Below are 26176 nucleotides of genomic sequence, written 5' to 3' on the forward strand. Positions count from 1 at the left end.
GCCCTGCAGCTCTGGTATCACGATGGTCTGGATGCGTTCGAGCAGACCTGCCCGACTGCCCGCCCGGTATTCGAAGCTGTGCGTGACGAACTGTTCGAGCTGCTGGCCGCCAACACCGGCGATCAGGTGACCCTCGACGCCCTGCTGATCAAGACCCGCGAGCTGCACGAGCCGCTCAAAGCCCGACTGGAACAGGGTCGCGATCGCCTGCTGGAGATCCACTCCAGCGGTGGCGCCGCCGCCCAGCAACTGGTTGACAAGCTGGCCGCCGAAGATGATGACACAGGCATGGTTTCCTTCGCCCTCAAGATGTTCGACGAGATCGGCGTCAATCAGGATGACAGAGGCGAGAACGCGCTGGTGCTGACCCCGGGGGATCACATGCTGGTATCCAGCTTCCCGGGCCTGCCGCAGGATGGCATGACCATCACCTTCGATCGCCCGACCGCCTTGTCACGGGATGACATGGCGCTGCTCTCCTGGGATCACCCCATGATGCGCGGCGGTATAGACCTCATTCTGGGCTCCGAGATCGGCGCAACGTCTGTGGCCCTGCTCAAGAACAAGGCGTTGCCCATCGGCTCCATCCTGCTTGAGCTGATCTTCGTCGCCGAGTCTGCAGCCCATCCCCAGCTCTATCGCTTCATGCCGCCGACACCGATCCGCCTGCTGATGGACAAGAACGGTCAGAATCTGGGCGAGAAGGTGGCATTCGATGCCTTCAACCGCCAGCTGACCCCGGTCAACCGCCACCTTGGCAGCAAGTTGGTCACCGCCTCCCAGCCGGTGATTCACGGTCTGATTGGCAAGGGCCAGGTCATTGCCGAAGAGCTGAAAGCCGGGATTGTCGACAAGGCCCGTGCCCGGATGGCGCAGACCCTGCAGCAGGATCTCGATCGTCTGGAAGCGCTCAAGGCAGTCAATCCGAACGTGCGTGACAGCGAACTGGATTATCTGCGCAATCTGCAGGCAGAATTGCACCACCTGATCGATCAGACCCAACTCAAGCTGGATGCAATCCGCTTTATCGTGGTCACTCATAACTGACGCGGCAATGAAGAGACATGACCTGATCCGGCTCAGGCTCAGGCTGGATGCCATGCACTTTATTATCGCGGTCATCCATAACTGACAAGGCAGTGAAGAGGCATGACCGGCTCCGGCTCACGCGGGATCTCATACCCTTTATGATTGTGGTTACCCATAACTGATGGGGGCTTGCCCCCACCTTCTGATGCGAGACATTTATGTTTGAATACTCACCGCCTCTGGAACCCTGGCTCGATATCCTGTTCAAGGACAAGGACATCATGGTGGTCAACAAGCCCACCGGCCTGCTGAGCGTCCCCGGGCGCGGCCCCGAGAATGAAGACAGCGTCCTGCATCGGGTGAAGCAGCAGCACCCCAAGGCGGCCGCAGCCCATCGCCTCGACATGTCCACCACTGGCGTCATTGTCATACCCCTCACCCCCAATTCTCATCGGGAGCTGAGTCGGCAATTTCGCGAGCGGGAGACCGAGAAGCACTACCTCGCCTGGGTGTGGGGCGAGCCAGAAGCAGACTCGGGTCAGGTCGACCTGCCACTTTGCGTCGACTGGCCCAACCGCCCGAAACAGAAGGTGGATTTCGAAGAGGGGCGCCATGCCCTGACCCTGTGGGAAAAACTGAAGGTGGAGAACGGCAACAGCCTGATCAAGCTGACCCCCATCACAGGTCGCTCCCACCAGCTGCGCGTCCATATGCTGGAGCTGGGACACCCCATTCTCGGTGACAACCTCTATGCCCATCCGGATGCACTGGCGGCAGCACCCCATCTCTACCTCCATGCGGCCATGCTGACCATCAGCCACCCCCGCAGTGGCGAGCGGATAACCTTCGAGGCGCCAGCGCCTTTCTCGCTGTAAGCCAGCGCAGACATAAAAAAAGCCCCCATCTACTGATGGGGGCTTTTTCATTAGGATCAGACGCGAATATCAATCTTGCTTCCCAGAGTGGAGCTGGCCGTTGGCGCTGCAGCAGGGGCTGACTGAGCAGCCGTCTGGAGCAGTTTCAATGCGGCTTCACCATCCTGAGTCTGCTGTTTTTTGGCCAGACTGGCCGTCAGCAAAGCAGAACCAAATGACGTTGATGCGGAACTAGATATATCCATGGTGTACCTCCTGCCCTAAGACTATCGGCCATCTTGCGCCAGACATGAATCATTTTGGCTAAATTAAATACGCTTTGTCGGGTTGGCGTCGCTTCAACCACGCCTCCTCCATCTCCAGAAGAGTCTGATATATTTTCTCCGCCTGTTCGGGACGGCTGAACAGATAGCCTTGTCCATAGAGATGAATATCGGTAAGAGTACGCAGGACATCGAGCTGCGCCTGGGTTTCTATCCCTTCGCACACCAGACTCTTGCCCAGCATGGAACCCATACGGCAAATGTTGGCGACCAGTTCAGATGCTTCTATCGAGGTATCGATCCCCTGGATGAAGGAGCGATCGATCTTCACCTTGCTGACCGGCAATTTCTGCAGATAGCTGAGAGATGAGTAGCCGGTACCGAAATCATCCAGCGCCAACTGCACCCCTTGTTGATTCAGATCCTGCATCAGCTGCAGGGAATTCTTCACCTCGCGCATTGTGGTGTCTTCCGTCACCTCCAACACCAGGCTGGCAGCCGGGATATGGTGATCCATCAACGCCTTGGCGACCAGTTTCAACAAATTGCGCTGGTACATGCCAGGCGAGATATTCACGCACATTTGCAAGTCGACCAGCCCGAGCTGCTGCCACTGATAGAGTTGCTCACAGGCGGTGTTCAACACCCAGCTGCCCAGTTTCTCGGCCAGCTGGAACTCTTCCGCCACCTGGATCACCTCGTTGGGTGGAATGAACCCCAACTCAGGATGCCGCCAGCGCAGCAGCGCTTCGACTGCCTCGCAGCGACCGCTTTCAAGATTGACTATGGGCTGGTAATACAGTTCGAGTGCGTTGTGCTCCAGCGCCATGATCATGTCGCTTGCCAGATGCTTGCGCCGCGCCGTTTCATTGAGCAGCGAGTTGTCATAGATGACATAAGGGACATGGGTCTTGCGACTGTGGAACAGCGCCTGCTCGGCCCGACTGAGCAGCTCCTGAGTCAGCTTGCTGTCCATCGGGAAGAAGGCGATACCTATCCCCACCTCCAGCCGGAAGGGGTAATTGTCGATGATGATATCTTGCTTGAGCGCATGAAGCAGGCGTACAACCAGCTCTCTCACCTGCCGCAGGTCACTGCTCTCGCGCTGGATAATGGCAAACTGATCGCCACCCAGACGCGCCACCCACTCACCGTTTTCACACAGGCCGCGAACCCGTTTTGCCATCTCCTGCAGCAAGAAGTCACCGGTGTTGTAGCCAAATTTGCTGTTGATATCCCGAAAATCGTTGATATCAACCAGTACCAAACCAAATGGTATCTCCTTGGTTGCGTACGATTCCATCTTCTCCAGCAACGCCAGCCGATTGACCAGCCCGGTCAGGGGATCGACTCTTGCAGCCCGGAAATGGCGACGCGCCTCGCGGATCAGCAGGCCACTGAGCAACATCACGGACAACACCAGACCGGAAACCATAAACAGCAAGGCGTTGCGCAGCTGGCCAAAGCGTTTGTCATTACCGGAATAGACATTGATGTTCTTTTGCATCACAGAGGCGAGAGAGTAGGAGAGAGGTTCTTGCAGAGGGGCCAATCGCATCATGATTTGCTGATACTCTGGCGTGCCCGACTTCAGATTGGTGATGTTGGACTCCATCTCGCGGATGTTGCTTTCAATCAGCTGCACCAGACGCAGGGTCTTTTGCTTGTCTTTCATGCTCTGGCGCAACTGCCCGCTGAGCAGGATTGGCGTGCGGCTCCAGAGGATGTCGTAACGCAGCATCAGAGTGTCGTGATCGATGCCACCATAATGGTAGATCTCGACGGAGTTGAGGAAGCGCCCCAACTCCAGCTGCAACTGCATCAGCGCCCAGGAGACGTCATAGGTGTACTTTTCCATCACCCGGGTCGCATTCTGTATCTGCGCGAGGCAATACAGGGTACTTCCCGTAAACAACAGGATGGATAGGTAAAGAACGACAAGTAAAGGCCACGCCTTGGTCTTTGCTTTCACTCGCACTCCCGCACGCCGTTATATCAATGTTGAACGTCAACCGCATTCAACTGCCAGATCATCATGTCAGTGAACTCTGATCGTTTCAGCTCCGGATGCTGATCAAGCGGTAGGATAAACCAAAGCGGTCCCTTATTCCGTACCCGCATGGTCACACCGTCATCTTGCCAGGCCAGAATGGGATCGTATTTGCTGACCTTGTCCCAGTTGATCCGTATCTGAAAACTGTTCAGGGCGGTTAGGGTAATGGATTTGCCATCCGCTCCGACGGCAGCCAGCACATCTGCCAGCTTGGGCCCCACATACTTGTGCGGTTTGTCGACCCAGGGATTTCCCGTCACTATTTCATGCTGGGGCAAGGCCTTGAGCATGGCCAGATCGAAAGCCACCTCCCCCTCTGTTGCCTCGGCAGGCTTCACATTGCCGGTCACCGTCAAGATGACGGGACCCTGCGGCGCCTCAAGGGCCATGACCGGCATCGCCAGAGAAAACAGTAATGGAATCAAACCCAGTGCACGCATACTCACCTCAGAAAAAGTCACCAACAATAGACTCAGTTTAGTCGCCATAAAAAAAACGGCCCGCAAAAGCGAGCCGTTTGGTAACCAGGACTGAATTACATCATGCCCATGCCGCCCATGCCGCCCATGTCAGGCATGGCAGGGGTATCTTTCTTCGGCAGCTCGGTGATCATGCACTCTGTGGTGATCATCAGGCCGGCGATGGAAGAGGCGAACTGCAGAGCAGAACGGGTGACCTTGGTCGGATCCAGGATACCCATGGCCAGCATGTCACCGTACTGTTCGGTGTAAGCGTTATAGCCGAAGTTGCCTTCACCATTTTTCACGGCGTTGGCAATGACGGAGGCTTCTTCGCCAGCGTTGATGACGATTTGACGCAGCGGGGCTTCCATGGCGCGCAAGGCAACCTTGATACCCACATTCTGATCTTCGTTGTCACCACGTAGGCCGGCCAGTTTGGCGGCAACGCGTACCAGCGCCACACCACCACCAGCAACAACGCCTTCTTCTACGGCAGCGCGGGTTGCGTGCAGGGCATCGTCAACACGGGCTTTCTTCTCTTTCATCTCGACTTCGGTCGCAGCACCGACCTTGATCACGGCAACGCCACCGGCCAGTTTGGCTACGCGCTCTTGCAGCTTCTCACGGTCGTAATCGGAAGAGGTCTCTTCGATCTGCTGACGGATCTGGGCCACACGGCTTTCGATCAGGGCAGCATCACCCACGCCATCGATGATGGTGGTGTTCTCTTTGGTGATGACGATACGCTTGGCACGACCCAGATCTTCCAGGGTCGCTTTTTCCAGCTCCATGCCTACTTCTTCGGAAATCACGGTACCACCGGTCAGCATGGCGATATCCTGCAGCATGGCCTTGCGACGGTCACCGAAGCCCGGCGCCTTGACGGCAGCCACTTTCACAATGCCACGCATGGTGTTGACCACCAGGGTCGCCAGCGCTTCGCCTTCCACGTCTTCGGCAACGATCAGCAGCGGCTTGCCTGCTTTGGCAACGCCTTCCAGCACCGGCAGCATTTCGCGGATGTTGGATACTTTCTTGTCCACCAGCAGGATGAAGGGATCATCCAGCTCAACGGCACCGGTTTCCGGCTTGTTGACGAAGTAGGGGGAGAGGTAGCCACGGTCGAACTGCATGCCTTCTACCACAGCCAGCTCGTCGTCCAGGCCCTGACCATCTTCAACCGTGATGACGCCATCACGGCCGACTTTGTCCATGGCTTCAGCAATCAGCTTGCCCACTTTCTCGTCGGAGTTGGCGGAGATGGTGCCTACCTGAGCGATGGCGTTGTTGTCAGCGCATGGCTGGGACAGCACTTGCAGCTCGGCAACGGCGGCGATCACGGCCTTGTCGATACCGCGCTTCAGATCCATGGGGTTCATGCCGGCAGCAACGGCCTTCAGACCTTCGTTGACGATGGCCTGAGCCAGTACGGTTGCTGTGGTGGTACCGTCACCGGCAGCATCATTGGCCTTGGAAGCAACTTCCTTGACCATCTGGGCACCCATGTTCTGGAACTTGTCTTCCAGTTCGATTTCGCGCGCCACGGAGACGCCATCCTTGGTGATGGTCGGCGCACCGAAGGACTTGTCCAGTACCACGTTGCGGCCTTTCGGACCCAGGGTAACCTTGACGGCATCGGCCAGGATGTTTACGCCTTCCAGCATCTTGATGCGGGCTTCGTTGCCAAATTTGACTTCTTTAGCTGCCATTTTCTTCAATCCTTCAATCAATTCGCAGGGGAAAGGGTGGATTACGCTTCGACAATCGCCAGGATGTCGGTTTCAGACAGGATCAGTACATCCTGACCATCCAGCTTCTCGGTCTTCACACCGTAGCCTTCGTTGAAGATCACCTTGTCACCAACCTTGACGGCGAGGGCTTTGACATCGCCATTATCCAGAATTCGGCCAGTCCCCACGGCAAGTACTTCACCACGGGTGGACTTCTGGGCCGCAGTACCAGTCAAGACAATGCCGCCAGCGGATTTGGCTTCAGCTTCGATGCGCTTGATGATGACGCGGTCGTGCAGTGGACGAATTTTCATCGATAACTCTCCCAAAATGAGTCTCTGTGTTGCTTTGAGGAATGGCCATTCCTGGCCAAATTAGATATGCCTCTGATGTGGGGCGTTTTTGTTAACCCTTCAAGGGCAAATACAAAAAAAATATTTTCACGTACTATGAATATCTTCGATGGATCGCCCGTGTCCCGGTCAGGAAACCGGGTTTGTGCTGCCTGCAGCCAGAACTCACTTCGCCAGATGTATAGAGACGAGCTCGTGACCCGACCCAACCCCCTGCTGACCGCCCCCATGACGTCCGTGCTGCTGCGCATGACGGGCCCCATGATCCTCGGCATCATCGCCATACTGGCATTCAATCTGGTCGATACCTTCTTCATCGGCATGCTGGGCACCCAGGCACTCGCCGCCATCAGCTTCACCTTCCCGGTCACCTTCGTGGTCACCTCGCTGGCAATGGGGCTGGGGGCCGGGCTCTCCGCCGTCATCGGCCATGCCCTCGGTCAGGGCAAACATGACGAAGCCGCCCGCATCACCACCGACTGCCTGTTTCTGGCCGTGGGGCTGGTCACGCTCCTCTCGCTGCTGGGAGCATGCACCATACAGCCCCTGTTTCGGCTGCTCGGCGCCAGCGATCAGCTGATCCGCCTCATCTATGACTACATGCTTATCTGGTATCTGACCGTGCCCATGCTGGTGCTGCCCATGGTGGGCAATGCCGCCATTCGGGCCACCGGGGATACCAAGACGCCCAGCCTGGTGATGACGGTGGCGGGGCTGGTGAACGGCGTGCTGGACCCACTGCTCATTTTTGGCATAGGCCCCTTTCCCGAATGGGGGATCCGCGGGGCGGCCATCGCCACGTCGATCTCCTGGTTGATGGCCATGCTGGTCAGCCTCTACATATTGCGCCATCGGGAAGGCTTGCTGCGATTGCGCCTGTCCCCTCGCCCACAATTGCTGGCCCACTGGCGCGCCTTGCTCCACGTGGCCGTGCCGGCCTCTTTCACCAACATGCTCAACCCCCTGGCCAATGCGGTGCTGATGATCATCTTCGCCGGTCTGGGCACCGAAGTGGTGGCCGCCTACGGCGCCGCCTCCCGGGTCGAGGCACTGCTGCTCATAGTGATGATGGCGCTCTCCTCCGTGCTGGCCCCCTTCATCTCGCAAAACTGCGGGGCTGGCAACCCGGCCCGCGCCAGGGCCGCACTGCAATTTTGCATGCGCTTCGCTTTGCTGTTCCAGCTCGGGGTGTACGGGCTGACCTGGTTGCTGGCACCGCTTATCGCCAACCTGTTCAGCGATCATCCACAAGTAGTGCGCCTCATCATTCTGTATTTGCACCTGGTCCCCATAGGGTATGGCTTCCAGGGCATGGTGATGCTGCTAGCCTCGGCACTCAACGGCGTCAGGGCATCGAGCATCTCGTTTCTGTTCAACGGATTGCGGCTGTTTGTCTTCTTGCTGCCAGGGGCCTGGCTGGGGGCGGAGCTGGGAGGGGAACAGGGAGTCTATCTGGGGATACTGCTGGCAAATCTGGCAGCGGGCACTCTGGCATGGTGGTATGCCCGCCACCGTTTCGAGCGATTGTGCCATCAGGGCAAACCCTGACAGGCACAGCTTCGCTACAGAGGCTTACTCTTTACGCTCGAATTCGCCTTCGATGGTGGTCCCGCCACGATTGACCTGACCCGGTTTTTCCTCGCCTGGACGCGCCTCGAATGGAGGCTGCTGGGCATGAAAACCGCCCATCTGCATCCGGAACTGATTGCTGCCAATGAGTTTGTCAGCCAGCTTGTTGCGCAGCCAGGGTTGCAGCAACAGGATACCGAAGAAATCGGTCACAAAGCCCGGGATGATCAGTAGCAAGCCGGCCAGCGCCAGCATCATGCCCCCCATCACCTCACGACCCGGCATCTCCCCTTGCTGCATTTTTTGCTGCGCATTGAGCAGGGTCTTGATGCCTTCACTGCGAACCAGCGATGACCCGAGCACGGCGGTCAGCACCAGCAAGCCTACGGTTGGCAAGGCGCCAATCACGGAGCCCACCTCGATCATCACGGTGAGCTCGAGCAGCACCAGACCGACCAACAACAGAAATAACTTGCCCATAACAACCTCAGTGCGAGTGAATTTGGATGAACCCATAAACTCTTGCAGCAAACGCATATTTCGCTGCCAACACGCCACAAAGTCGGTTCCTGAATATTAAAGTGGGGGTCGACACCCATTTTTCAAGTGTGAAGGGTGACAGAGCGCCAGATATTCAGAAAAACCGGCATGGCCGACTGTGATTGAAGTCCTTGTTCTGTCAAAGTTAATCGCTCAATTGCAATATCTGTTTAATGACCACAAGTTATTTGAGGTTGTCTCAAATTTAGTGATCCAGGTCTAATATCAGATACCTCAATTGAGGTAATATCGACGCTAGTAATTAAGGGAGCAAAAAACGCTCCCAACTGCCCCACTCGATGTGTGGTGCTTCAGGATGAGCCGTGCGTAAGGAACTCGCGACCACTCGGTGAGGATCGTTTCCATTTATCTGATTTCTGAGGCATTACAATGAGCGACATCAAGAACGTCCGCATTGAAGAAGACCTGCTGGGCACCAAAGAAGTTTCCAATGAGCTCTACTACGGCGTGCATACCCAGCGCGCAGTCGAAAACTTCAAGCTGAGCACTCAGAAGATTTCTGACGTTCCGGAATTTGTCCGCGGCATGGTGCTGACCAAGAAGGCCGCCGCTCTGGCGAACGGCGAACTGGGCACCATCCGTCCTGAAATTGCTGACAAGATCGTAGAAGCCTGCGACCTGATGCTGAACACCGGCAAATGTTTCGACCAGTTCCCGGTCGACGTTTACCAGGGTGGTGCAGGCACCTCCGTCAACATGAACACCAACGAAGTACTGGCCAACATCGCCCTCGAGATCATGGGTCTGGAGAAGGGCCGTTACGACGTCATCAACCCCAATGACCACGTCAACAAGTGCCAATCCACCAACGACGCCTACCCTACCGGCTTCCGCGTTGCCGTGGTAAACAGCACAGACACCACGCTGCATGCACTGGAAGCACTGATCGCCGCCTTCGATGCCAAGGCCAAGGAATTCAAAAGCATCCTGAAGATGGGCCGTACCCAGCTGCAGGACGCGGTTCCCATGACACTGGGTCAGGAGTTCCACGCCTTCGCCGTTACCCTGCGTGAAGAGATCAAGTCCATCAAGCGTTGCCAGGAGCTGCTGCTGGAAGTGAACCTGGGCGCAACCGCCATCGGTACCGGCCTGAACACCCCGCCCGAGTACTCTGCGCTGGCCATCAAGCGCCTGGCCGAGATCACGGGTCGCGCTTATGTTCCGGCAGAAGACCTGATCGAAGCTACCTCCGACTGTGGCGCCTATGTGATGCTGCACGGTGCCATCAAGCGCATGGCCATGAAAATGTCCAAGATCTGTAACGATCTGCGTCTGCTCTCCTCCGGTCCGCGCACTGCACTAAAAGAGATCAACCTGCCGGAAATGCAGGCGGGTTCCTCCATCATGCCGGCCAAGGTCAACCCGGTTATCCCGGAAGTGGTCAACCAGACCTGCTTCAAGGTATTCGGCAACGACGTCACCATCACTTTCGCCGCCGAAGCCGGTCAGCTGCAGCTGAACGTCATGGAGCCGGTGATTGGTCAGGCCATGTTCGAATCCCTGAGCCTGATGGAAAAAGCCTGTATCTCCCTGCGCGAGAAGTGTGTGGAAGGTATTACCGCCAACCCGGAAATCTGTATGAACCACGTGCTGAACTCCATCGGCATCGTGACCTACCTGAACCCCTTCATCGGCCACCACGAAGGGGATATCGTCGGCAAGATCTGCGCCCAGACCGGCAAGAACGTCCGTGAGGTCGTGCTGGAACGCGGCCTGCTGACCGCCGAACAGCTGGACGAAATCCTCTCCATCGAGAACCTGATGAACCCGCAATACAAAGCCAAGCGCTACACCCGCGAAGCCACCGTATAAGCGAGAAAATGGGCCGGGTTTATCCCGGCCCATAAAGTCAGTTCCCGATCGGTCTCACCCAGTCCCATCGGGAATTGGCTTTTCTGCCAAATAAAACCTAAAAAAAACCGGAAAATGGAGTGTTCGCTATGATTGTTATCGAGTTACTTGTCGTGCTCGCCGCTATCTATCTGGGTGCCCGGATAGGCAGTATTGGTATCGGCTTTGCCGGTGGTCTGGGTGTGCTGGTGCTGACCTGGGGCCTGGGGGTACAAATTCCGAGCGACCAACTGGTCACCTTCATCCCCTGGGACGTGATCATGATCATCGCGTCCGTCATCTGTGCCATTGCCTGTATGCAACTGGCCGGTGGCATGGACTACCTGGTTTCGCTGGCAGAAAAGGCTCTGCGCAAGAATCCCAAGTACATCACCTTTGCCGCCCCCATCGTCACCTATCTGATGACAATGCTGGCCGGTACCGGTCACACCGCCTTCTCCACCCTGCCGGTAATTGCCGAAGTGGCCAAGGAGCAGGGCATTCGTCCTTCCCGTCCGCTCTCCATCGCGGTCGTCGCCTCCCAGATTGCCATCACCGCCTCCCCGATCTCCGCGGCCGTGGTTGCCTTCTCCGGCATGCTTGAGCCGTTCGGTGTCGACTACCTGACCCTGCTGGCCATCTGCATTCCGTCCACCTTCATCGCCTGTATCCTGGGCGCCTTCATTGCCAACATGATGGGCAAACCGCTGGATCAGGATGAAGTCTATCTGGAGCGTAAAGCCAAAGGGCTGATCAAGCTGCGCGGCACCACCAAGCTGGAGCTGAAGCCTTACGCCAAGGTTTCTGTCTGGATCTTCATCGCCGCCATCGTGGCCGTCATGGCTTATGCCACCGCCATCTCAGGCAAAGTGGGGCTGATCACCAACCCGCCAATTCCCCGTGACGGTGCCATCATGGGCATCATGCTGGCTGCTGCCACCATCATGACCCTGGTCTGCAAACTGGACGCCACTCAAATCACCAACATGCCGACCTTCAAGTCCGGTATGTCCGCCTGTATCTGTGTACTGGGTGTGGCCTGGCTGGGCAACGTCTTCGTGAAAGGCAACATGGATACCATTCAGCTGATCGCTGGCGACCTGCTGAACCAGTATTCCTGGCTGCTGGCCGTGGTGCTGTTCTTCTCCGCCATGCTGCTCTATTCACAAGGCGCCACCACCAAGGCCCTGATGCCGGCCGCACTGGCGCTGGGTGTCAGCCCGCTGACCGCCATCGCCTCCTTCGCCGCCGTGAGCGCCCTGTTCGTGCTGCCGACCTACCCGACCCTGCTGGCCGCAGTCGAGATGGACGACACCGGCTCGACCCGAATTGGCAAGGCCGTGTTCAACCACCCCTTCTTCATCCCCGGCACCGCGACCATTGCTTTCGCCGTGCTACTGGGCTTCTTCTTTGGCGGTCTGATGCTCTAATCAGCATTTAATGCCATAAAAACTCAAACGGCCCCTATTGGGCCGTTTTTTATTCCTCGTTTTTCCCTTTCTCCGCCAATTAATCCTCGACCGCTTCAGTTCCTATCAAGGTTCACAGATCTACTCTGGGCCATCGGAACAGCAACCGATCCTGCAGGACCGAGCACAGGTCCGACATTGTTTACACAGAGGAAAAAACGATGAAGAAGACAGCATTGACTATGGCCATCTCCAGCGTGCTGCTGGCCGGCGGCGCCCAAGCCGCGACCGTCTATGACCAGAACGACACCAAACTCGAGATAGGTGGCCGTGCTCAAGGCATGTACTACGGTACCGACAACAAGGATTCCGAGGGTGATCAGAGCTACTTCCGTCTGCACATTGCCGGCGAAACCAAGATCGACAACGAGCTGACCGCCTTCGGCTTTGCCGAGTACAACCTGCCGGTGTCCGGTTCTGACAACGACGAACTGCGTTATGCCTTCGCCGGTATCAAGCACGATCGTTTCGGTGCCTTCAGCTATGGTCGTCAGGATGGCCTGTTCACCAAGGCGGTGAACAACTACACAGACGTGCTGCCGGAATGGGGTGGTGATGGCCTGGGTAAAGACACCGAAGTATTCGGCACCGGCCGCACCAACGGTCTGGCTCAGTACATCTACACCTATCAGGGTCTGACCCTGGGTGCCCAGTTCACCGGCAACAACGATCCGCAGAACGCTGGCCGTTCCGAGATGACCGGTCCGAACAGCACCTGGAATTCAGAAGGGTCTGCTGAAGGTTTCGCCCTGTCCGCCAACTATGACTTCGACATGGGTCTGAGCCTGGGTGCCGCCTACAACCAGGCTGGCAAGACCGACGAGCAGGCTGACAACTCTGCCTTCGGTGGCGACCGCGATGCCAAGCTGTACGGTGTGGGTGCCAAGTACGAAGCCGGTGACCTCTACCTGGCCGCTACTTACTCCCACGGCGAAGACCACCTGTTCGTCAACAACGGCTACGCCGAGAAGATGGATGGCTACGAAGCCGTGGCCCAGTACACCTTCGGCAAGTTCAAGCCGTCTCTGGCCTACCTGCGTACCGACGTGAAAGACAATGCCCGCGGCATTGACGATACCGCCACCGAATATGTTTCCATCGGTGCCTGGTACAACTTCACCGACAACTTCAATGCCTATGTTGATTACAAGATCAACCTGCTGGACAACGTCAACGGTACCCACACCAACTCGCTCGGCAAGAACACCGACGACGTGGTCGCCGTGGCCCTGCAGTACAACTTCTAAGTCTTCCCTGAATTGCCTACTGTATTTTACCGGCCGCACTGCGGCCGGTTTTTTATTGCCTGTCAGATGTTGACCCGCGCCAGACTCGGTTCGCGGTGAAAGCAGTTCACCAGCAGCAACAAGGTAGTCACGCCAACCGTTCCCAGCACCAGCCAGGGTAACCAGGGCTGCCCCTGGGCATTGGCGTAGTCATGCAGGGCCCCGCCCCCCACGTATCCCGTCATGCCGCCGAGCGCCAGCCCCAGCCGGCTGAATCCCATGTAACTGCCACGTGCCCCCGGCTGTGCCAACTTGGTCATGAGCGTCTCTCGCGCAGGCTCGGCGATGACGATCCCCAGATAGAAGCAGGCCAGCAATACGAAGACGGCAGGCAGCGTAGTGGCAAACGCCACCAGCCCAATCCCGGTTGTCATCAGCAGCACACCCGCCATCAGGCGATTTTCCAGCTTGAAGTGCTTCTCCCCATAGCGGGCAAGCGGATAGAGCAGCGTCAGCGAGATGGCGGTCTCCAGGGTATACATCCAGCCCACCGCCGTGGTGGTGCCCGCCATCTGTTTGACCAGGATGGGGAAAATCAGCATCACCTGCACCCAGAGCGCGTAGTAACCGCTCAGGATCAGCACCAGCCGGCAGAAGGCCTTGTCCGCCAGCACCTGGCCGAGACCGGCCCGGATAGGCGTCGGCCGCTGCGAGAGCTTGTAGGGGGGCAGGATCAGCAAGTTGCACAGGGCCGCACAGACAAACAGACCCGCCCCCAGCAGGCAGACATACTCGAAGTCGAAGTTGAGCAGCCAGCTGCCAAGCAGGGCCCCCACCACGGCGCCGGCGCTCTCCAGCATCATCAGCAAGGAGATGTAACGGCCCCGCTGACGCGGGCGGGTAAACTTGATCACCAGGGCGGCACGGGGTGGATCGAACAGGCAACCACCCAGCCCCGAGATGATGCAGGAGAGGATCAGTTCAAGCCCGCTCTGGGCATAGGCCAGACTGGCAAACCCCGCGGCCCGCAACAGCATGCCCCCCACTATGAGTGGCCGGGCACCGAACTTGTCTGCCAGCGATCCCCCCAGCACCCCCAATCCCTGCTGGGTCAGCTGGCGCAACCCCAGCGCCAGACCGACCACACCGGCCGCCCAGCCCAGCTGATCCACGAAGCGCAGACTGATCATGGGCATCACCACGAAAAATCCCAGGATCACCAAGAGGGAATCCAACGCCAAAAACCACCGCCCCAACCGCCTCGCCCGCTCCACCATGACTGCCTGACCCCTGCTTTGCTAATGACATCCAACTCGCTCGTCTCATCGCCCGGATGACACCGTCGTCAAATCGGGCAAAGGGTAACTGCAACCCTCTGACCCGACATGGCAATATGCCAATTCGCAACAATTGATACTGCTATTCTGGAAGGGCGCCAGATATAGTGGTAGCCGACAACTGGCTATATTTCATATTGGATTACGTTATGGCTATGACCCTGGATGACTTGCAATTACTACTGGATGTGGTCAATCGCGGCAGCTTCAGCAAAGCGGCAGCCATTCGTGGCTGGTCGCAACCCATGGTCAGCCAGCGGATCGCCGTACTGGAGCAGGCGCTGGGGCAGCCCCTGTTTCGCCGCCACAGACGCGGAGCCACGCCCACTCCGGCTTGCGAGCAGTTTTTGCCTGCGGCGGCGGCAGCCCTGAGTGCACTGGAAGGGGGACGCCTGGCGATGCAGGGAGCACCGGCCCTGCCGCGCATCAAGCTCTCCTGCCTGCCCTCCCTGACCACAGTGGTATTTGGCCCCCTGTTGCTGGCATTGGTAGACGAAGCGTTCGAGATCCGCTGCAACACGGATCACTCCGGCATCATAATGCAGGAGCTGCTGACCGGGGAGACCGACGTCGGCTTCATCCTCAAGTGCCCCGCCATAGCCGGTATCCAGCTCGAGCTGCTCTACCGCTCCCCCATCATAGCGGTGGCCTGCGCCACCCATCCGCTGGCGGGAAGACAAGGTTTGACCCTGCAGGATATCGCCAACGAGCGGCTGGCCCCCCAGCAATGGGGCATCGGCTGTGACGAGCTGATCCTGCAACTGCGGCTGCTGCGTCAGGTAACGAGCCCGCTGCACGCCATTCAGCCCGCCAGCGCGGCGCGGGAACTGGCGCTGGAGCACGGCTTCATCACACTGATGCCGGCACTCGCCATCAGCCGGGATCTGGAGTTTGGCCGCCTGGTCCAGCTGGATGTGGTAGACCTGCCGCCGGATCATTGGGATGTCATGATGGCCTGGCGTAGCGGCAAGCGGCCCAATCCGGCCAAGGAGCAGGTGCTGGAGGCAGCCAGAGCCCTTGCCCGGCGCTGGTCGGGCAAATCTGCATAAAAAAGCGCCGGACAAGTCCGGCGCCAAACACTCGGTCACATAGCTCAGGATCAGTAGCTTGCCTTGAGTGTCACTCCCGAAAAGGCGCTGTAACCACTCAGCTGTACATACCAGGTACCCGCCTTGGGCGAGTTCAGGGTACAGGTCTCTGCATTACCCCCCTTGTAAGGACGGCAGTCATAGCTGGTGCTGGTCGGAGCCGAACCAAACTTGACGTAGAGATCCGCATCACCTGTGCCGCCACTGCTGGTGACCACCAGCTGGCTCTTGCCGGCCGGCACATCGATAGTGAAGTTCACCTTGCCACCCTTGGCGGCGGAGAGCCCGGTCACAGGTACCCCGTTTTGCAGCACGCTGCCGCTCGGTGGCGGCGTGGTACCGCAGGAGGCGTTGACCCCGACAGTGGTAAAGGCTGCCGCCACGTCGGTCAGGCTGTAGCCCAGGTCTGTGGCCGCCTTGGTCACGCCACAGGCACCCTGATCGTAGGTGGTGTTGGCGCCCCAGTAGAGGCGGTTGGCCAGCACGAACACTTCGAATGCCTTGCGGGTGTTCCAGCCACTGGTGTTGGCCAGCAGGTAGAAGGCCCGATTGTAGACGCCCGAGCTGTGGTGCACGTCGATGCCATCGTAGTAATCGCTGGCATGACCGATGGAGCTGCCATCCCGGGTTGGATCCTCGAAGTAGCGCAGGGAGCCGTTGCCCTTGAAGATCTGGGCCCCCACCAGCCAGTCGTTACTGCCCTTCATGTAGTTCTCGGCCGCTTCCCCCGCCATGTCGGAGAAAGCTTCGTTGATGCCACCTGACTGACCGGAATAGACCAGCCCCGAGTTCTGTTCGGTGAAGCCGTGGCTCACCTCATGGGCCGCCACGTCCAGGCTCACCAGCGGATAGAAGGTGGTAGCACCATCCCCGAAGGTCATCTGGCTGCCGTCCCAGAAGGCATTTTCATAGTTGCGACTGTAGTGCACCCGCATCTTCAGCTTGAAGTTGAGCGGCGCCGTGTTGTACCAGTTGCGATACATGTTGAACACAACATTGCCGAAGTAGTGGGCATCGTTGAGCGGCGAGTAGGCACCATTGATCTCCTTGACCGTGTTCTCCGGGCAGGTGAACTGGTGCACGGCGCCACCCGAGGTCGCGTGATTGAGGTTGATGGTATCCACGTTCGGGCTGGTCATGCGGCAGCTGTCATCTACCAGCAGGGGGCCGAAGTCCGCGCCATAGAAGTACTTGCCGGTCTTGATGTTGCCACCCGGGCCTGTGGCATCCTTGTGGTTGATTCCCTCCCAACGCTTGAGTTCGGCGCCGCTCTGGGCATCGATCACCACGAAGGGGCGGCTCGGCTCTTCGCTTGCCGCCAGCCAGGAGACCAGATAGACCAGACGGGCCTGACCGGCCTCATCCTGCATCACGAACAACTTGACCCGCTCGTTGCTGCCCTTGGCCCCGGCACGGGCCTTGCCAGCAGCGTCAACCGGCGACAGGGCGGCGGTCGGGCTGGCCACGTCAGCATCAATCTGGCGCAACATCTGGCCGGAAACCTGGCTTATCTGCCCACCGAGAGACTGTTCGGCCACCAGCACCTGACCCCAAACCGGAATGCCTCGCCAGGTTTGCTCATAGCGAACCCGCTGCTGGCCATTGGGCAACTTGACTACCCGTACCTGACGAAACTCGCCATCCCCGGCCAGAGCGCTGACACCGGCAGCGCCGCTCGGTGCCCCCTGAATACCCGCGACCTGATGCACTTCTACCTGTTCTGCAGCCAAGGCTGCGCTTCCCCAGCAGGCCAATACCACGGCCAAATACACTTTGTTCATCTCGTCTTTCCTTAGGTCGATGAAGGTTACACGCCGGATCCGTTGCCCGGCGTTCCTACACTAGTTGTCGAGATCAAAATTGCTGCCTGTCATATGTGACAGAGCAGCATGAACCCGTAGCAGGATCTGCTGTTACACCTGTTCAGTAGCGAAAACAAAACCAGAAGTAGTGAATCGCGCTGAAAAAGGGCGGAGAATGGCAAGGCCTCGAACAACCCCGCATATGGGCCCCTCCATATGGGGATAGCGGACGCAGGCGAGAGGATGAAAGTCCTTGGCGCACAAGAGGTTGATTGGCTACATTGGCTGTTTGGCGGCCAGCAAAGGCCTAGTTCGGGTGGGAGGTAAGGATGTTTTCATGGCAACTGGACGACGAGTTGGCGCTGCTATTTTTGCAGCCCGACATGGCCAGCGAACTTTTCGGCCTGTGCCGGGAGAACCGCGACTACCTCACCCAGTGGCTGCCCTGGCCCCCCTACATACAGCAGCCGGCTGACAGCGCCACCTTCATCCGCCACGCCATCGAGAAATTTGCCCGGGGTGAGGGGCTGACCACCGCCATCGAATATCAGGGGGAAGTGGTTGGCGTCATCGGCTACAACCAGATCGATCAGGCGCTGGCCAAGGTCACCATAGGCTACTGGCTGGCGGAGCGCTGGCAGGGCAACGGCATCATCACCCGCGCCTGTCAGGCATTGATCCATCACGCCTTTGAAGAGATGGCGATGGAGAAGGTCGAGATAAGCGCGGCGGCAGAGAACGAGCCGAGCCGGGCGGTGTGCGAGCGACTCGGCATGCAGCAGGAGGGGATCACACGGCGGGCCGAGCGGCTGGCAGATCGGGTGGTGGATCACGTCCACTACGGTCTGCTGCGCGATGACTGGCTAAGACAACGGGATCACTGATGGGCGCAGGCTGCCCGGCCCCCAGCGGCCGGCACCATGTTCATGAATCCACAGAGGGAACCTTGATGGCACTACCACACCTCAGCACGGCCCGCACCCGAGTCACTGTTCTGCCGCCCGAACGGGCCGACCTGATGCTGGATTTCTATCTGCGCAACCGCGCTCACCTCACCCCCTGGGAACCCTGCCGTGACGAGAGCTTCTATACCCTGAGTCACTGGCATGGTCGATTGCGCGACAGCTATGGCCAGTTCTTCAACGGCAGCGCCATCCATCTGGTGGCGCTCGACCCCAAGGGCGAGCAGGTGATCGCCACCTGCAACTTCACCAACATCATGATGGGCATGTTCAAGGCCTGTCACCTCGGTTATGCCGTCGATAAAGCCCATGAGGGTCAGGGTCTGATGCAAGAGGTGGTCGGTGCCGGAATAGCCTATCTGTTTAGGGAACACGGCCTGCACCGCGTCATGGCAAGCTATATGCCAGCCAATCTGCGCAGCGGCACCCTGCTCGAGCGCCTTGGCTTTGAGCGGGAGGGTTATGCCCGGGATTACCTGATGATCAATGGCCACTGGGAGGATCATGTTCTCACCGCCCGGCTCAACCCCGCGGTCTAGCGCCATCAAGCGAGCCATATGCCAGTCAATCACCCTGCGTAGCGGCACCCTGCTCGAGCACCTTGGCTTTGAGCGGGAGGGCTATGCCCGGGATTACCTGATGATCAATGGCCGCTGGAAAGATCACATACTGACAGCACTGATCAATCCAGCCGTCTGATCAGGCCATAAAAAAACGGGCCCGGAGGTAACTCCGGGCCCGTCTTCAGATGAGGTGCAGGCTTAGTTGGCCTTGGCATCGCTCACTGCGGCTTCAGCCTTGGTGGCTACGTCAGCAGCAGCTTTCTCAACAGTTGCAGTCGCTTCGGAAGCAGCCTTCTCTACAGTAGCAGTGGCTTCGCTAGCGGCTTTCTCAACAGTTGCAGCAACGTCGGCGGCCGGAGTCGCAGCCGGAGCAGCGGCTTCTTCTTTCTGACCACAGGCGGTCAACATCAGACCCAGGATACCGGCTACCAGTACTTTGTTCATGTGCATACCCTCAAAAAAATATGGAGAGATGGTTCATTCAACCATCACAGTGCGTCCTTTCACCCGGTTAGAAACCCATTAGGCCGGGAGCCAAGAGGCGCGCGAAATATATCCCCATACGCGGCCAATGGAAACGAGTATCACAATGATATTTTCTCGTTGGCTGGATGAAAAGAACTACTACAACGAAAAACATTAACACAAAACACTCACCAAGCCGTCAGTTAGTATAATAAACCACCAAAAATGGCGTATTCACTGGCAGTAAATGGTGATTGCATCTGGCCGAATGATACCCACGACAGAAGTATCAATCAGACAAATTCTGACAAACCAGCCGTTTCCCCTGCTGGTGGCTGTCACGGGCCAGATCCAGCAGCGCCATCACGGCCAATGCCTCGCTGGCCGGAACGGGATTCTCTCCCTCCCCCAGGATGGCTGCGCAAACACCGCGATAGTAGGCACCGTAATCCCCTGCCTCACCGGCCACTGTCTCTTGCTGCAACTGCCCCTCCCGGATACGGCTGAGCTGACCGGGCTCATCATCCAGACCCCAGTCGGCCGCCGGGGGCCGCTTGCCAAGTTTGAGCTGATCTTCCTGCACGTCCATGCCGAACTTGATGAAGGATCCTTCACTGCCGTGAATGACGAAGCGAGGCATGGTGGCCGACACCAGACAGCTGCCGTGCAATATCACTCTCAATTCGCCATAGCCCAGTGTCACGTGGAAGTAGTCATCGCTCAATGCACCCGGCCGCTGAAGGGCCAAGTCCGCCTGCAACCAGTCGGGCTGGCCAAACAGTTGCAGCGCCTGATCCAGAATATGAGGACCAAGATCGAACCACAGACCCGAGCCTGGGCCGCCCGCTTCGCGCCAGCGCTGGCGCACTTCGGGGCGATAGCGGTCGAAGTGGGATTCGAACTGGGCAATTTGCCCAAGGGCCCCCTCTGCCAGCAGACGGCGCACAGTAAGAAAATCCCCGTCCCAGCGCCGATTGTGGAAGATGCTGAGCAGCCGCTGCTGCTTCCCGGCCAGCTCAACCAGCGCCTTCGCCTCGGCCAGATCCAGCGCGAACGGCTTGTCGATCACCACATGCTTGCCGGCCAGCAGCGCCTGGCGGGCAATGGGGGCATGGGTGTCGTTGGGGGTGGCGATCACCACCAGATCAACAGCGCTGTCGGCCAACACCTCTTCCAGCGAGCCAACCCGACAACCGGGCAGATCGGCCTGCACCTTGGCCGCATCGCGGCTCACGACCCAACCGAGGGAGAGGCCCGGAGTACTGGTCAGGAAAGGGGCGTGAAAGGTCTTGCCTGCAAAGCCATAGCCCACCAGGGCGGCGTTGAGAGTCTGGCTCATCCGGTTTTCTCCACGGGTCTGTGTGTCATGAGAGTCAGGCGAGATGTCGCCTGCAAAAAGAACAGAGGGCTCATGGCCCCCTGAGTGTGCCCATCAGAGCACAGGATTTATTGCAAACACAAGCGCCGGCCCTGACGGGTCAGCAGCAACAGCAATGGCGGCAACAGCAGCCACATGTGCAACGCCAGCTGGTTGAGCGGATCCGGCATCAACCAGCCCGTGATCCCCACCAAGGCGCCGGAGCCGCTCATCTGGAACAGGCCGAGCAGGGCCGCTGCCGTACCGGCACAGTGGCCGAACGGTGCCAGTGCCATGCCAGCCGCAGCCCCCAGCACCATGGCAAAGCCGATGCTGGAGAAGAACACGGGCCCCATCATGGCCAGCGGGTGATCGATATGCTGCACCAGGGTCAGCGCCATGGCTGACAGTGTGATCACCAGCAGACCGATGCGCAGTGTGCGTCTCGGCCCGACTCTGGCGATGAAACGGGGCGCCAGGAAGCAGGCGAGGATGTTCAGCGCCGCATTGGCCGTGAACCAGTAGCTGAAACCGCTCATGTCCAGCCCCAGTTTCACCATCAACTGCACAGGGGCGGCCGTGACATAGGCCAGGATCACCGCCATCGCCAACATGCACAGACAGGCGTTGAACAGGAAGCTGGGAGAGCGCAGCACAGGGCTGTAGCGGGACCAGCTGATGAGCGGACCACTGCTGCTGGTCTCGCCCGGGCGGGTCTCCGGCATCCGCCACAGCAGCCAGCTGCCGACGATGGCCGCGTAACCTGCCATGAACCAGAAGTTGGCAGACCAGCCTGCCTTGGCGGTGAGCCAGCCACCCAGCAGCGGCGCCAGCGCCGGAATGAAGCAGATGGCGCCATTGAGATAGGAGATCATCTGGCCGCTCTTCTTGGGACCATAGCTGTCACGCACCACAGAAAAAGCGGCGACCGAGGTGGCACAGGCGCCGAAGCCTTGCAGCACCCGCGCCAGCATCAGCTCACCCAGGCTGGCGGCAAAGCCAGCCGCCAGGGCGCTCAGGCCATAGAGCAGCACACCGCCCAGGGCGATGGGCTTGCGGCCATAACGGTCTGCGAGCGGCCCCACCAGCAGCTGACCCAGCCCCATGCTGAACAGAAACCAGGTGATGGTACCCTGCATCAGTGTCACTTCGGCACCTAGTTGCTCGGCCATCTGCGGAATGGCGGGCAGGTAGATGTCGATGGCCAGCGGACTGAACAGCACCAGTAGTACAAGCAGAAGAATCAATGGCATCAGTCACCTCATGGCTTACGGAAAATCGATTGGGGCGCGAGTCTACTGACTCACAGTAATGAATTGAAATGGTATTTAATCACTTTGGTTATTCCTATACGGAAACATGTATGTTATTCGCACCTCCACCAGGGTCAAGGTAGCGGCAAGCCTCGGAAGTATTGAGGGCAATTGGCGCTTTTACTCAAGGCGTGCCCCGCATAGAATGCGCAGATTATTTTTGCGGAGGTGCTCGATGAACAAGCTTGTCCTGGCAACAGGGAACCAGAAAAAGGTGAAGGAATTGGCCACCATGCTGGCCGATATGAAGATCCAGGTGATCCCACAGAGCGAGTTTGCTGTGCCTGATGCCGACGAGACTGGCACCACCTTCGTCGAGAATGCCATCATCAAGGCCCGTCACGCCGCCCGCATTACAGGTCTGCCCGCCGTCGCCGACGACTCGGGACTGGAAGTGGATCTGCTGCACGGTCGCCCCGGCGTCTACTCCGCCCGCTTTGCCGGTGCAGGTGCCAGCGACAAGGAGAACATCGACAAGCTGCTGGCCGAGCTCAAGGGTGCCCCCGACTATCTCAAGAGTGCCCGCTTCTGGTGCGTGCTGGTCTACATGCGTCACGCCGACGATCCCACCCCCATCATCTGCCAGGCAAGCTGGGAGGGAATGATCATCGACGAGCCCCGCGGCCAGCACGGCTTTGGCTATGATCCCGTGTTCTTCGTCCCCGACCATGACTGCACCTCGGCCCAGATGCCGAGCGAGCTGAAAAACCAGCTGAGCCATCGCGGCCAGGCGCTGGCCAAGCTGAAAGCCGCTCTGGCTGCGACTCACTGAGTTCGCCGCCTCTCGCCAATCAAGCATTGTCATCTACAATGGGGGCCGTCAGCCCCCGTTTTTATTTTTGATTATTGGAAGCCCCATGCTGCAACTGCCGCCCCTCTCCCTCTATATCCATGTGCCCTGGTGCGTCCAGAAGTGCCCCTACTGCGACTTCAACTCCCACGCCCAGAAAGGGGAGCTACCCCACCTCGAGTATGTGGCCGCTCTGCTGGAGGATCTGGATCTGGATCTGAAGTGGGCCCAGGGGCGTCCGCTCTCCTCCATCTTTATCGGCGGAGGCACCCCCAGCCTGCTGACGGTAGAGGCCATGCAGACCCTGCTGGACGGGGTGCGCGCCCGCATCCCCCTGACGCCGGATTGCGAGATCACCATGGAGGCCAACCCGGGCACTGTGGAGGCGGACAAGTTCGCCGGCTTCAAGCAGGCGGGCATCAACCGCATCTCCATCGGGGTGCAGAGCTTCCAGCAAGAAAAATTGACCCGGCTCGGCCGCATCCACGGTCCCGAAGAAGCCCGCAAGGCCGCAGCGCTGGCCCACGCCATCGCGCTTCCCACCTTCAACCTGGATCTGATGCACGGCCTGCCGGATCAGAACCTGGACGACGCCCTCTATGATCTGCAACAGGCCATCGACTGCGCGCCGCCGCATCTGTCCTGGTATCAGCTCACCATAGAGCCGAACACAGCCTTTGCCTCCAAGCCGCCACGGCTGCCGGAGGATGACACCCTGTGGGACATCTACGAGCAGGGGCACGCCATGCTCACCGCCCGGGGCTATCAGCAGTACGAGATCTCGGCCTATGCCAAAGCGGGCTATCAGTGCCGCCACAATCTCAACTACTGGCGTTTCGGCGATTATCTCGGGATAGGTTGCGGCGCCCACGGCAAGATGACGGATCTTGCCAGCGGCCAGATACTGCGCAGCGCCAAGGTGAAGCACCCGAAAGGCTATCTGGATCCCGCCCGCCCCTACCTGGACAAGCAGTGGCAGGTGACCGAGGACGAACTGCCGCTGGAGTACTTCATGAACCGGTTCAGATTATTCGAGCCGGCCCCCAAGGCGGAGTTCGAGGCTTACACCGGCTTGGGCCTGGAGCGGGTGGAGACTATGCTCGCGATTGCCCAGACCAAGGAGCTGATCGAAGACCTGGGGGATTGCTGGCAGCTCACAGCTCTCGGCCATCGTTACCTGAATGTGCTGCTGGAACTCTTTATGGACGAGTAAAAACTTGTTCACGATCTTGCTGCGAAACCGTGATCAAGGCTCATGCGCTGCTCGGAATCCTCACGTATGCCTATACGCTCCGGTTCCTGCGCTGCTCTTCACCTTGTTGACTGTTTCTCGCGACAGGTCGTGAGCCAAGTATTGGCGAGCCGTTTTCTCCATAAAACAATCAGGGCGCTATTGGCGCCCTGATTGTTTTGAATCCTGCCTATGGCAGAAACCCGCTCAGCAGCAGACGCGTCTCATCTGCTGTTGGCCGGGCTCCCACCGTTTGCCATATTTGGCCTTGCGCTGGTAACTCCCCTTGCCCTTCTTGTTTTGCTCGACCCGGCTGCGAAACAGCGGATCCGTGAGCAGGGCTTGCAAGTGGTTATCCTTTATCTCCCCGCGCCTGTGGGCATAGCCTGCCTGAGCAGCGATATCCTGCACGATGACGGGCTCATCAACCCTTCTCTTGGCCATAGTGGCTCCTTCTCTTCTCTCTCGTTATTGGCTGTATTGCGGTTTTCTCTGCAGGCCCTGTGGCCCAAGTCAAAAACGCAGCGATTTTGTCACCAAATCGCCGCCGTCACAATGGCATCCTGGCAAACTGATCAGCCCCCTTGCTTGCGCTGGTAACTCACCTGAACAATCCCGCTTGGCAGCCTCTTCACCTGAGCTGGATGCCAATGACTCACCGGGATATCAGTTCCGAACAGCGGAATGCCTTTGCCAAGCAGCACCGGGACGCTGGACAGGGTCAGCGTATCGACCAGGTCGGCCTGCAGTGCCTGACGTACCAGGTTGCCGCCATCCAGATAGACATGACGGGCCCCTTCATCCCACAGCGCGGCCAGTACCTGCCTCAGTTCACCACTGACAAATTGCTCCTGATAGCGAGGCTCGACGGGATTGTGCGTCATCACCCTGACTGTCAGCCCGTCATAGGGCCAGACGCCGAACCCCATGATAGCATCATAGGTATTGCGCCCCATCAGCAGCGTATCGCTATGTTCCATCAGCGCATTGAACCCGGTTTCATCGGGGGGATCGGAGGAATAAGGCGTCAACCAGTCGAGCGAGTGGGCCTCCCCCGCGATGAAGCCATCAAGGGAAAGCGCCAGGAAGACGGTGACTTCGGGTCTTGTCATCATGATGTTTGTCTCTGTGAGCAAACGGCTGATATGGCGCTATCTGGATGCTCGCCACCAGCAACCGCTGTCGGGTCAATGGGTTTATTCATGAGCGTGGGCGTGATGCTCATGCTGGGCAGGAGCGCCAGATTCGAGCACCTCCAGGATGGCGCAGTGCTCCGCCGAGCGCGGGCCGCCGCAGCAAATGTTGGAGAGCTCGCGCAGATTTTCGCGAAATCGGGTCAGCTCCACGATTTTCTGCTCCACCTGGGCCAGCTTGGTGTCGGCCACCGCCTTCACCTCCTGACAGGTCACCTTGGCTTTGTTGGTATCGAGGTCGAGCAGCTCACCTATGTCGGCAAGAGAGAAGCCCACCGACTTGGCACGAATGATAAACTCGAGTCGCCGCCTGTCCTGCTCGCCGTAGAGGCGGTAGCCGGACTCGTTGCGGATCCCCGGCGAGATGAGGCCGTTCTTCTCGTAAAAGCGCAGGGTATCCGCCTTTACCCCGCACGCCTTGGCCAGTTCACCGATCCGATACATGCCCTGTCTCCCTTCTGGTTTGCCACTCGAAAAAACCGGAACCTACTATCGCCCCTTTGCCCCTTGATTGCCAGCCAAGGGCAGGAAAGGGGCAAGCAAAAGGTGAGTCCGCCGCTTTTTTTCATCAAAACACTGAAAAGACAAACGTTTCACAAAAAACAACCAGAAAACGTTTAACACCGCACCAGACAAGGCTTTGTCACTTTAAAAAA

General features: G+C 58.6%; 25 protein-coding genes and 2 pseudogenes (1 of these 27 cut by a window edge). 12 read left to right on the forward strand and 15 right to left on the reverse strand.

Annotated features, from left to right (window positions below; all coding sequences use genetic code 11):
• On the forward strand, nucleotides 1–1047 hold the 3' portion of the coding sequence (rapA, locus tag ONZ54_RS18255; protein WP_271786848.1) for an RNA polymerase-associated protein RapA. 1821 nt of this gene lie to the left of the window's left edge; only the last 1047 of its 2868 coding nucleotides appear in the window; its start codon lies off the left edge, out of view; it ends in the stop codon at nucleotides 1045–1047.
• A gap of 200 nt (nucleotides 1048–1247) precedes the next feature.
• On the forward strand, nucleotides 1248–1904 hold the full coding sequence (rluA, locus tag ONZ54_RS18260) for a bifunctional tRNA pseudouridine(32) synthase/23S rRNA pseudouridine(746) synthase RluA (RefSeq protein WP_271786849.1): 657 nt from the start codon (nucleotides 1248–1250) through the stop codon (nucleotides 1902–1904).
• Between the two features lie 56 nt (nucleotides 1905–1960).
• Here rluA and ONZ54_RS18265 read toward each other — a convergent pair whose 3' ends face one another.
• The 5 genes from ONZ54_RS18265 to ONZ54_RS18285 form a co-directional block, all read right to left on the reverse strand.
• Nucleotides 1961–2149 (reverse strand): hypothetical protein, encoded by a 189-nt coding sequence (locus ONZ54_RS18265; RefSeq protein WP_005318982.1) that lies wholly within the window; start codon nucleotides 2147–2149, stop codon nucleotides 1961–1963.
• Between the two features lie 58 nt (nucleotides 2150–2207).
• Nucleotides 2208–4139, reverse strand: a complete 1932-nt coding sequence (locus ONZ54_RS18270; protein ID WP_058395188.1) for a putative bifunctional diguanylate cyclase/phosphodiesterase — start codon at nucleotides 4137–4139, stop codon at nucleotides 2208–2210.
• Nucleotides 4140–4162: 23 nt separating this feature from the next.
• Complete coding sequence (locus ONZ54_RS18275) at nucleotides 4163–4660, reverse strand: putative pterin-binding protein (protein ID WP_005318977.1); 498 nt, start codon at nucleotides 4658–4660, stop codon at nucleotides 4163–4165.
• A 95-nt stretch (nucleotides 4661–4755) separates the two neighbouring features.
• Nucleotides 4756–6390 (reverse strand): chaperonin GroEL, encoded by a 1635-nt coding sequence (groL, locus tag ONZ54_RS18280; RefSeq protein WP_021140096.1) that lies wholly within the window; start codon nucleotides 6388–6390, stop codon nucleotides 4756–4758.
• Between the two features lie 41 nt (nucleotides 6391–6431).
• A complete protein-coding gene (locus tag ONZ54_RS18285) occupies nucleotides 6432–6725 on the reverse strand; it encodes a co-chaperone GroES (protein WP_005318973.1) in 294 nt (97 codons plus the stop codon).
• 216 nt (nucleotides 6726–6941) lie between these two features.
• Here ONZ54_RS18285 and ONZ54_RS18290 point away from each other — a divergent pair, with 216 nt between their 5' ends.
• Nucleotides 6942–8312 (forward strand): MATE family efflux transporter, encoded by a 1371-nt coding sequence (locus ONZ54_RS18290; RefSeq protein WP_271786850.1) that lies wholly within the window; start codon nucleotides 6942–6944, stop codon nucleotides 8310–8312.
• A gap of 24 nt (nucleotides 8313–8336) precedes the next feature.
• Here ONZ54_RS18290 and ONZ54_RS18295 read toward each other — a convergent pair whose 3' ends face one another.
• On the reverse strand, nucleotides 8337–8813 hold the full coding sequence (locus ONZ54_RS18295) for an FxsA family protein (RefSeq protein ID WP_271786851.1): 477 nt from the start codon (nucleotides 8811–8813) through the stop codon (nucleotides 8337–8339).
• A 450-nt stretch (nucleotides 8814–9263) separates the two neighbouring features.
• On the opposite strand from ONZ54_RS18295, the gene aspA reads away from it, so the two are divergent.
• From aspA to ONZ54_RS18310, 3 genes are all read left to right on the forward strand, one after another.
• Nucleotides 9264–10706 carry an aspartate ammonia-lyase gene (gene aspA, locus ONZ54_RS18300; protein ID WP_005318968.1) on the forward strand — a complete coding sequence of 481 codons (1443 nt, stop codon included), beginning with the start codon at nucleotides 9264–9266 and terminating at the stop codon, nucleotides 10704–10706.
• Between the two features lie 128 nt (nucleotides 10707–10834).
• On the forward strand, nucleotides 10835–12154 hold the full coding sequence (locus ONZ54_RS18305) for an anaerobic C4-dicarboxylate transporter (protein WP_271786852.1): 1320 nt from the start codon (nucleotides 10835–10837) through the stop codon (nucleotides 12152–12154).
• Between the two features lie 200 nt (nucleotides 12155–12354).
• On the forward strand, nucleotides 12355–13440 hold the full coding sequence (locus tag ONZ54_RS18310) for a porin (RefSeq protein WP_271786853.1): 1086 nt from the start codon (nucleotides 12355–12357) through the stop codon (nucleotides 13438–13440).
• Nucleotides 13441–13502: 62 nt separating this feature from the next.
• Here the strand turns inward: ONZ54_RS18310 and mdtH are convergent, their stop codons facing one another.
• Complete coding sequence (gene mdtH / locus ONZ54_RS18315) at nucleotides 13503–14696, reverse strand: multidrug efflux MFS transporter MdtH (RefSeq protein ID WP_021140091.1); 1194 nt, start codon at nucleotides 14694–14696, stop codon at nucleotides 13503–13505.
• Between the two features lie 209 nt (nucleotides 14697–14905).
• Between mdtH and ONZ54_RS18320 the strand changes: the two genes are divergently transcribed.
• Nucleotides 14906–15805 carry a LysR family transcriptional regulator gene (locus ONZ54_RS18320; RefSeq protein ID WP_058395194.1) on the forward strand — a complete coding sequence of 300 codons (900 nt, stop codon included), beginning with the start codon at nucleotides 14906–14908 and terminating at the stop codon, nucleotides 15803–15805.
• Nucleotides 15806–15855: 50 nt separating this feature from the next.
• Here the strand turns inward: ONZ54_RS18320 and ONZ54_RS18325 are convergent, their stop codons facing one another.
• Both ONZ54_RS18325 and ONZ54_RS23305 read right to left on the reverse strand, forming a co-directional pair.
• Complete coding sequence (locus ONZ54_RS18325) at nucleotides 15856–17334, reverse strand: M4 family metallopeptidase (RefSeq protein ID WP_416995737.1); 1479 nt, start codon at nucleotides 17332–17334, stop codon at nucleotides 15856–15858.
• A 12-nt stretch (nucleotides 17335–17346) separates the two neighbouring features.
• A pseudogene (locus ONZ54_RS23305) lies at nucleotides 17347–17469 on the reverse strand (hypothetical protein); the annotation flags it as partial.
• 506 nt (nucleotides 17470–17975) lie between these two features.
• Between ONZ54_RS23305 and ONZ54_RS18330 the strand changes: the two are divergent.
• The 3 genes and pseudogenes from ONZ54_RS18330 to ONZ54_RS23355 all read left to right on the forward strand — a co-directional run.
• Nucleotides 17976–18530 carry a GNAT family N-acetyltransferase gene (locus tag ONZ54_RS18330; RefSeq protein WP_271786855.1) on the forward strand — a complete coding sequence of 185 codons (555 nt, stop codon included), beginning with the start codon at nucleotides 17976–17978 and terminating at the stop codon, nucleotides 18528–18530.
• A 65-nt stretch (nucleotides 18531–18595) separates the two neighbouring features.
• A complete protein-coding gene (rimJ, locus tag ONZ54_RS18335) occupies nucleotides 18596–19147 on the forward strand; it encodes a ribosomal protein S5-alanine N-acetyltransferase (protein ID WP_271786856.1) in 552 nt (183 codons plus the stop codon).
• 37 nt (nucleotides 19148–19184) lie between these two features.
• Nucleotides 19185–19307: pseudogene (locus ONZ54_RS23355) on the forward strand (30S ribosomal protein S5 alanine N-acetyltransferase); the annotation flags it as partial.
• Nucleotides 19308–19369: 62 nt separating this feature from the next.
• Here ONZ54_RS23355 and ONZ54_RS18345 read toward each other — a convergent pair.
• The 3 genes from ONZ54_RS18345 to ONZ54_RS18355 all read right to left on the reverse strand — a co-directional run bounded on the left by ONZ54_RS18345 (nucleotide 19370) and on the right by ONZ54_RS18355 (nucleotide 22246).
• Nucleotides 19370–19615, reverse strand: a complete 246-nt coding sequence (locus ONZ54_RS18345; RefSeq protein WP_005318949.1) for a hypothetical protein — start codon at nucleotides 19613–19615, stop codon at nucleotides 19370–19372.
• Between the two features lie 310 nt (nucleotides 19616–19925).
• Nucleotides 19926–20975, reverse strand: a complete 1050-nt coding sequence (locus ONZ54_RS18350; protein ID WP_271786857.1) for an oxidoreductase — start codon at nucleotides 20973–20975, stop codon at nucleotides 19926–19928.
• 107 nt (nucleotides 20976–21082) lie between these two features.
• Nucleotides 21083–22246, reverse strand: coding sequence for a multidrug effflux MFS transporter (locus tag ONZ54_RS18355; protein ID WP_021140085.1), 1164 nt, complete (start codon nucleotides 22244–22246; stop codon nucleotides 21083–21085).
• Nucleotides 22247–22481: 235 nt separating this feature from the next.
• Here ONZ54_RS18355 and rdgB point away from each other — a divergent pair, with 235 nt between their 5' ends.
• The gene (gene rdgB, locus ONZ54_RS18360) at nucleotides 22482–23078 is read left to right on the forward strand and encodes an RdgB/HAM1 family non-canonical purine NTP pyrophosphatase (RefSeq protein WP_021140084.1); all 597 of its coding nucleotides are present in this window, start codon (nucleotides 22482–22484) and stop codon (nucleotides 23076–23078) included.
• An 85-nt stretch (nucleotides 23079–23163) separates the two neighbouring features.
• Complete coding sequence (hemW, locus tag ONZ54_RS18365; RefSeq protein ID WP_271786858.1) at nucleotides 23164–24309, forward strand: radical SAM family heme chaperone HemW; 1146 nt, start codon at nucleotides 23164–23166, stop codon at nucleotides 24307–24309.
• A 225-nt stretch (nucleotides 24310–24534) separates the two neighbouring features.
• On the opposite strand, the gene ONZ54_RS18370 is transcribed toward hemW, so the two are convergent.
• From ONZ54_RS18370 to zntR, 3 genes are all read right to left on the reverse strand, one after another.
• Nucleotides 24535–24771, reverse strand: coding sequence for an alternative ribosome-rescue factor A (locus ONZ54_RS18370; protein WP_005318940.1), 237 nt, complete (start codon nucleotides 24769–24771; stop codon nucleotides 24535–24537).
• Between the two features lie 131 nt (nucleotides 24772–24902).
• Complete coding sequence (locus ONZ54_RS18375) at nucleotides 24903–25442, reverse strand: dihydrofolate reductase family protein (RefSeq protein WP_271786859.1); 540 nt, start codon at nucleotides 25440–25442, stop codon at nucleotides 24903–24905.
• Between the two features lie 81 nt (nucleotides 25443–25523).
• Nucleotides 25524–25964, reverse strand: coding sequence for a Zn(2+)-responsive transcriptional regulator (gene zntR / locus ONZ54_RS18380; RefSeq protein WP_096119099.1), 441 nt, complete (start codon nucleotides 25962–25964; stop codon nucleotides 25524–25526).
• Nucleotides 25965–26176 lie beyond the last annotated feature (212 nt).

It is taken from the genome of Aeromonas salmonicida (assembly GCF_028355655.1).
Lineage (GTDB): Bacteria > Pseudomonadota > Gammaproteobacteria > Enterobacterales > Aeromonadaceae > Aeromonas > Aeromonas salmonicida.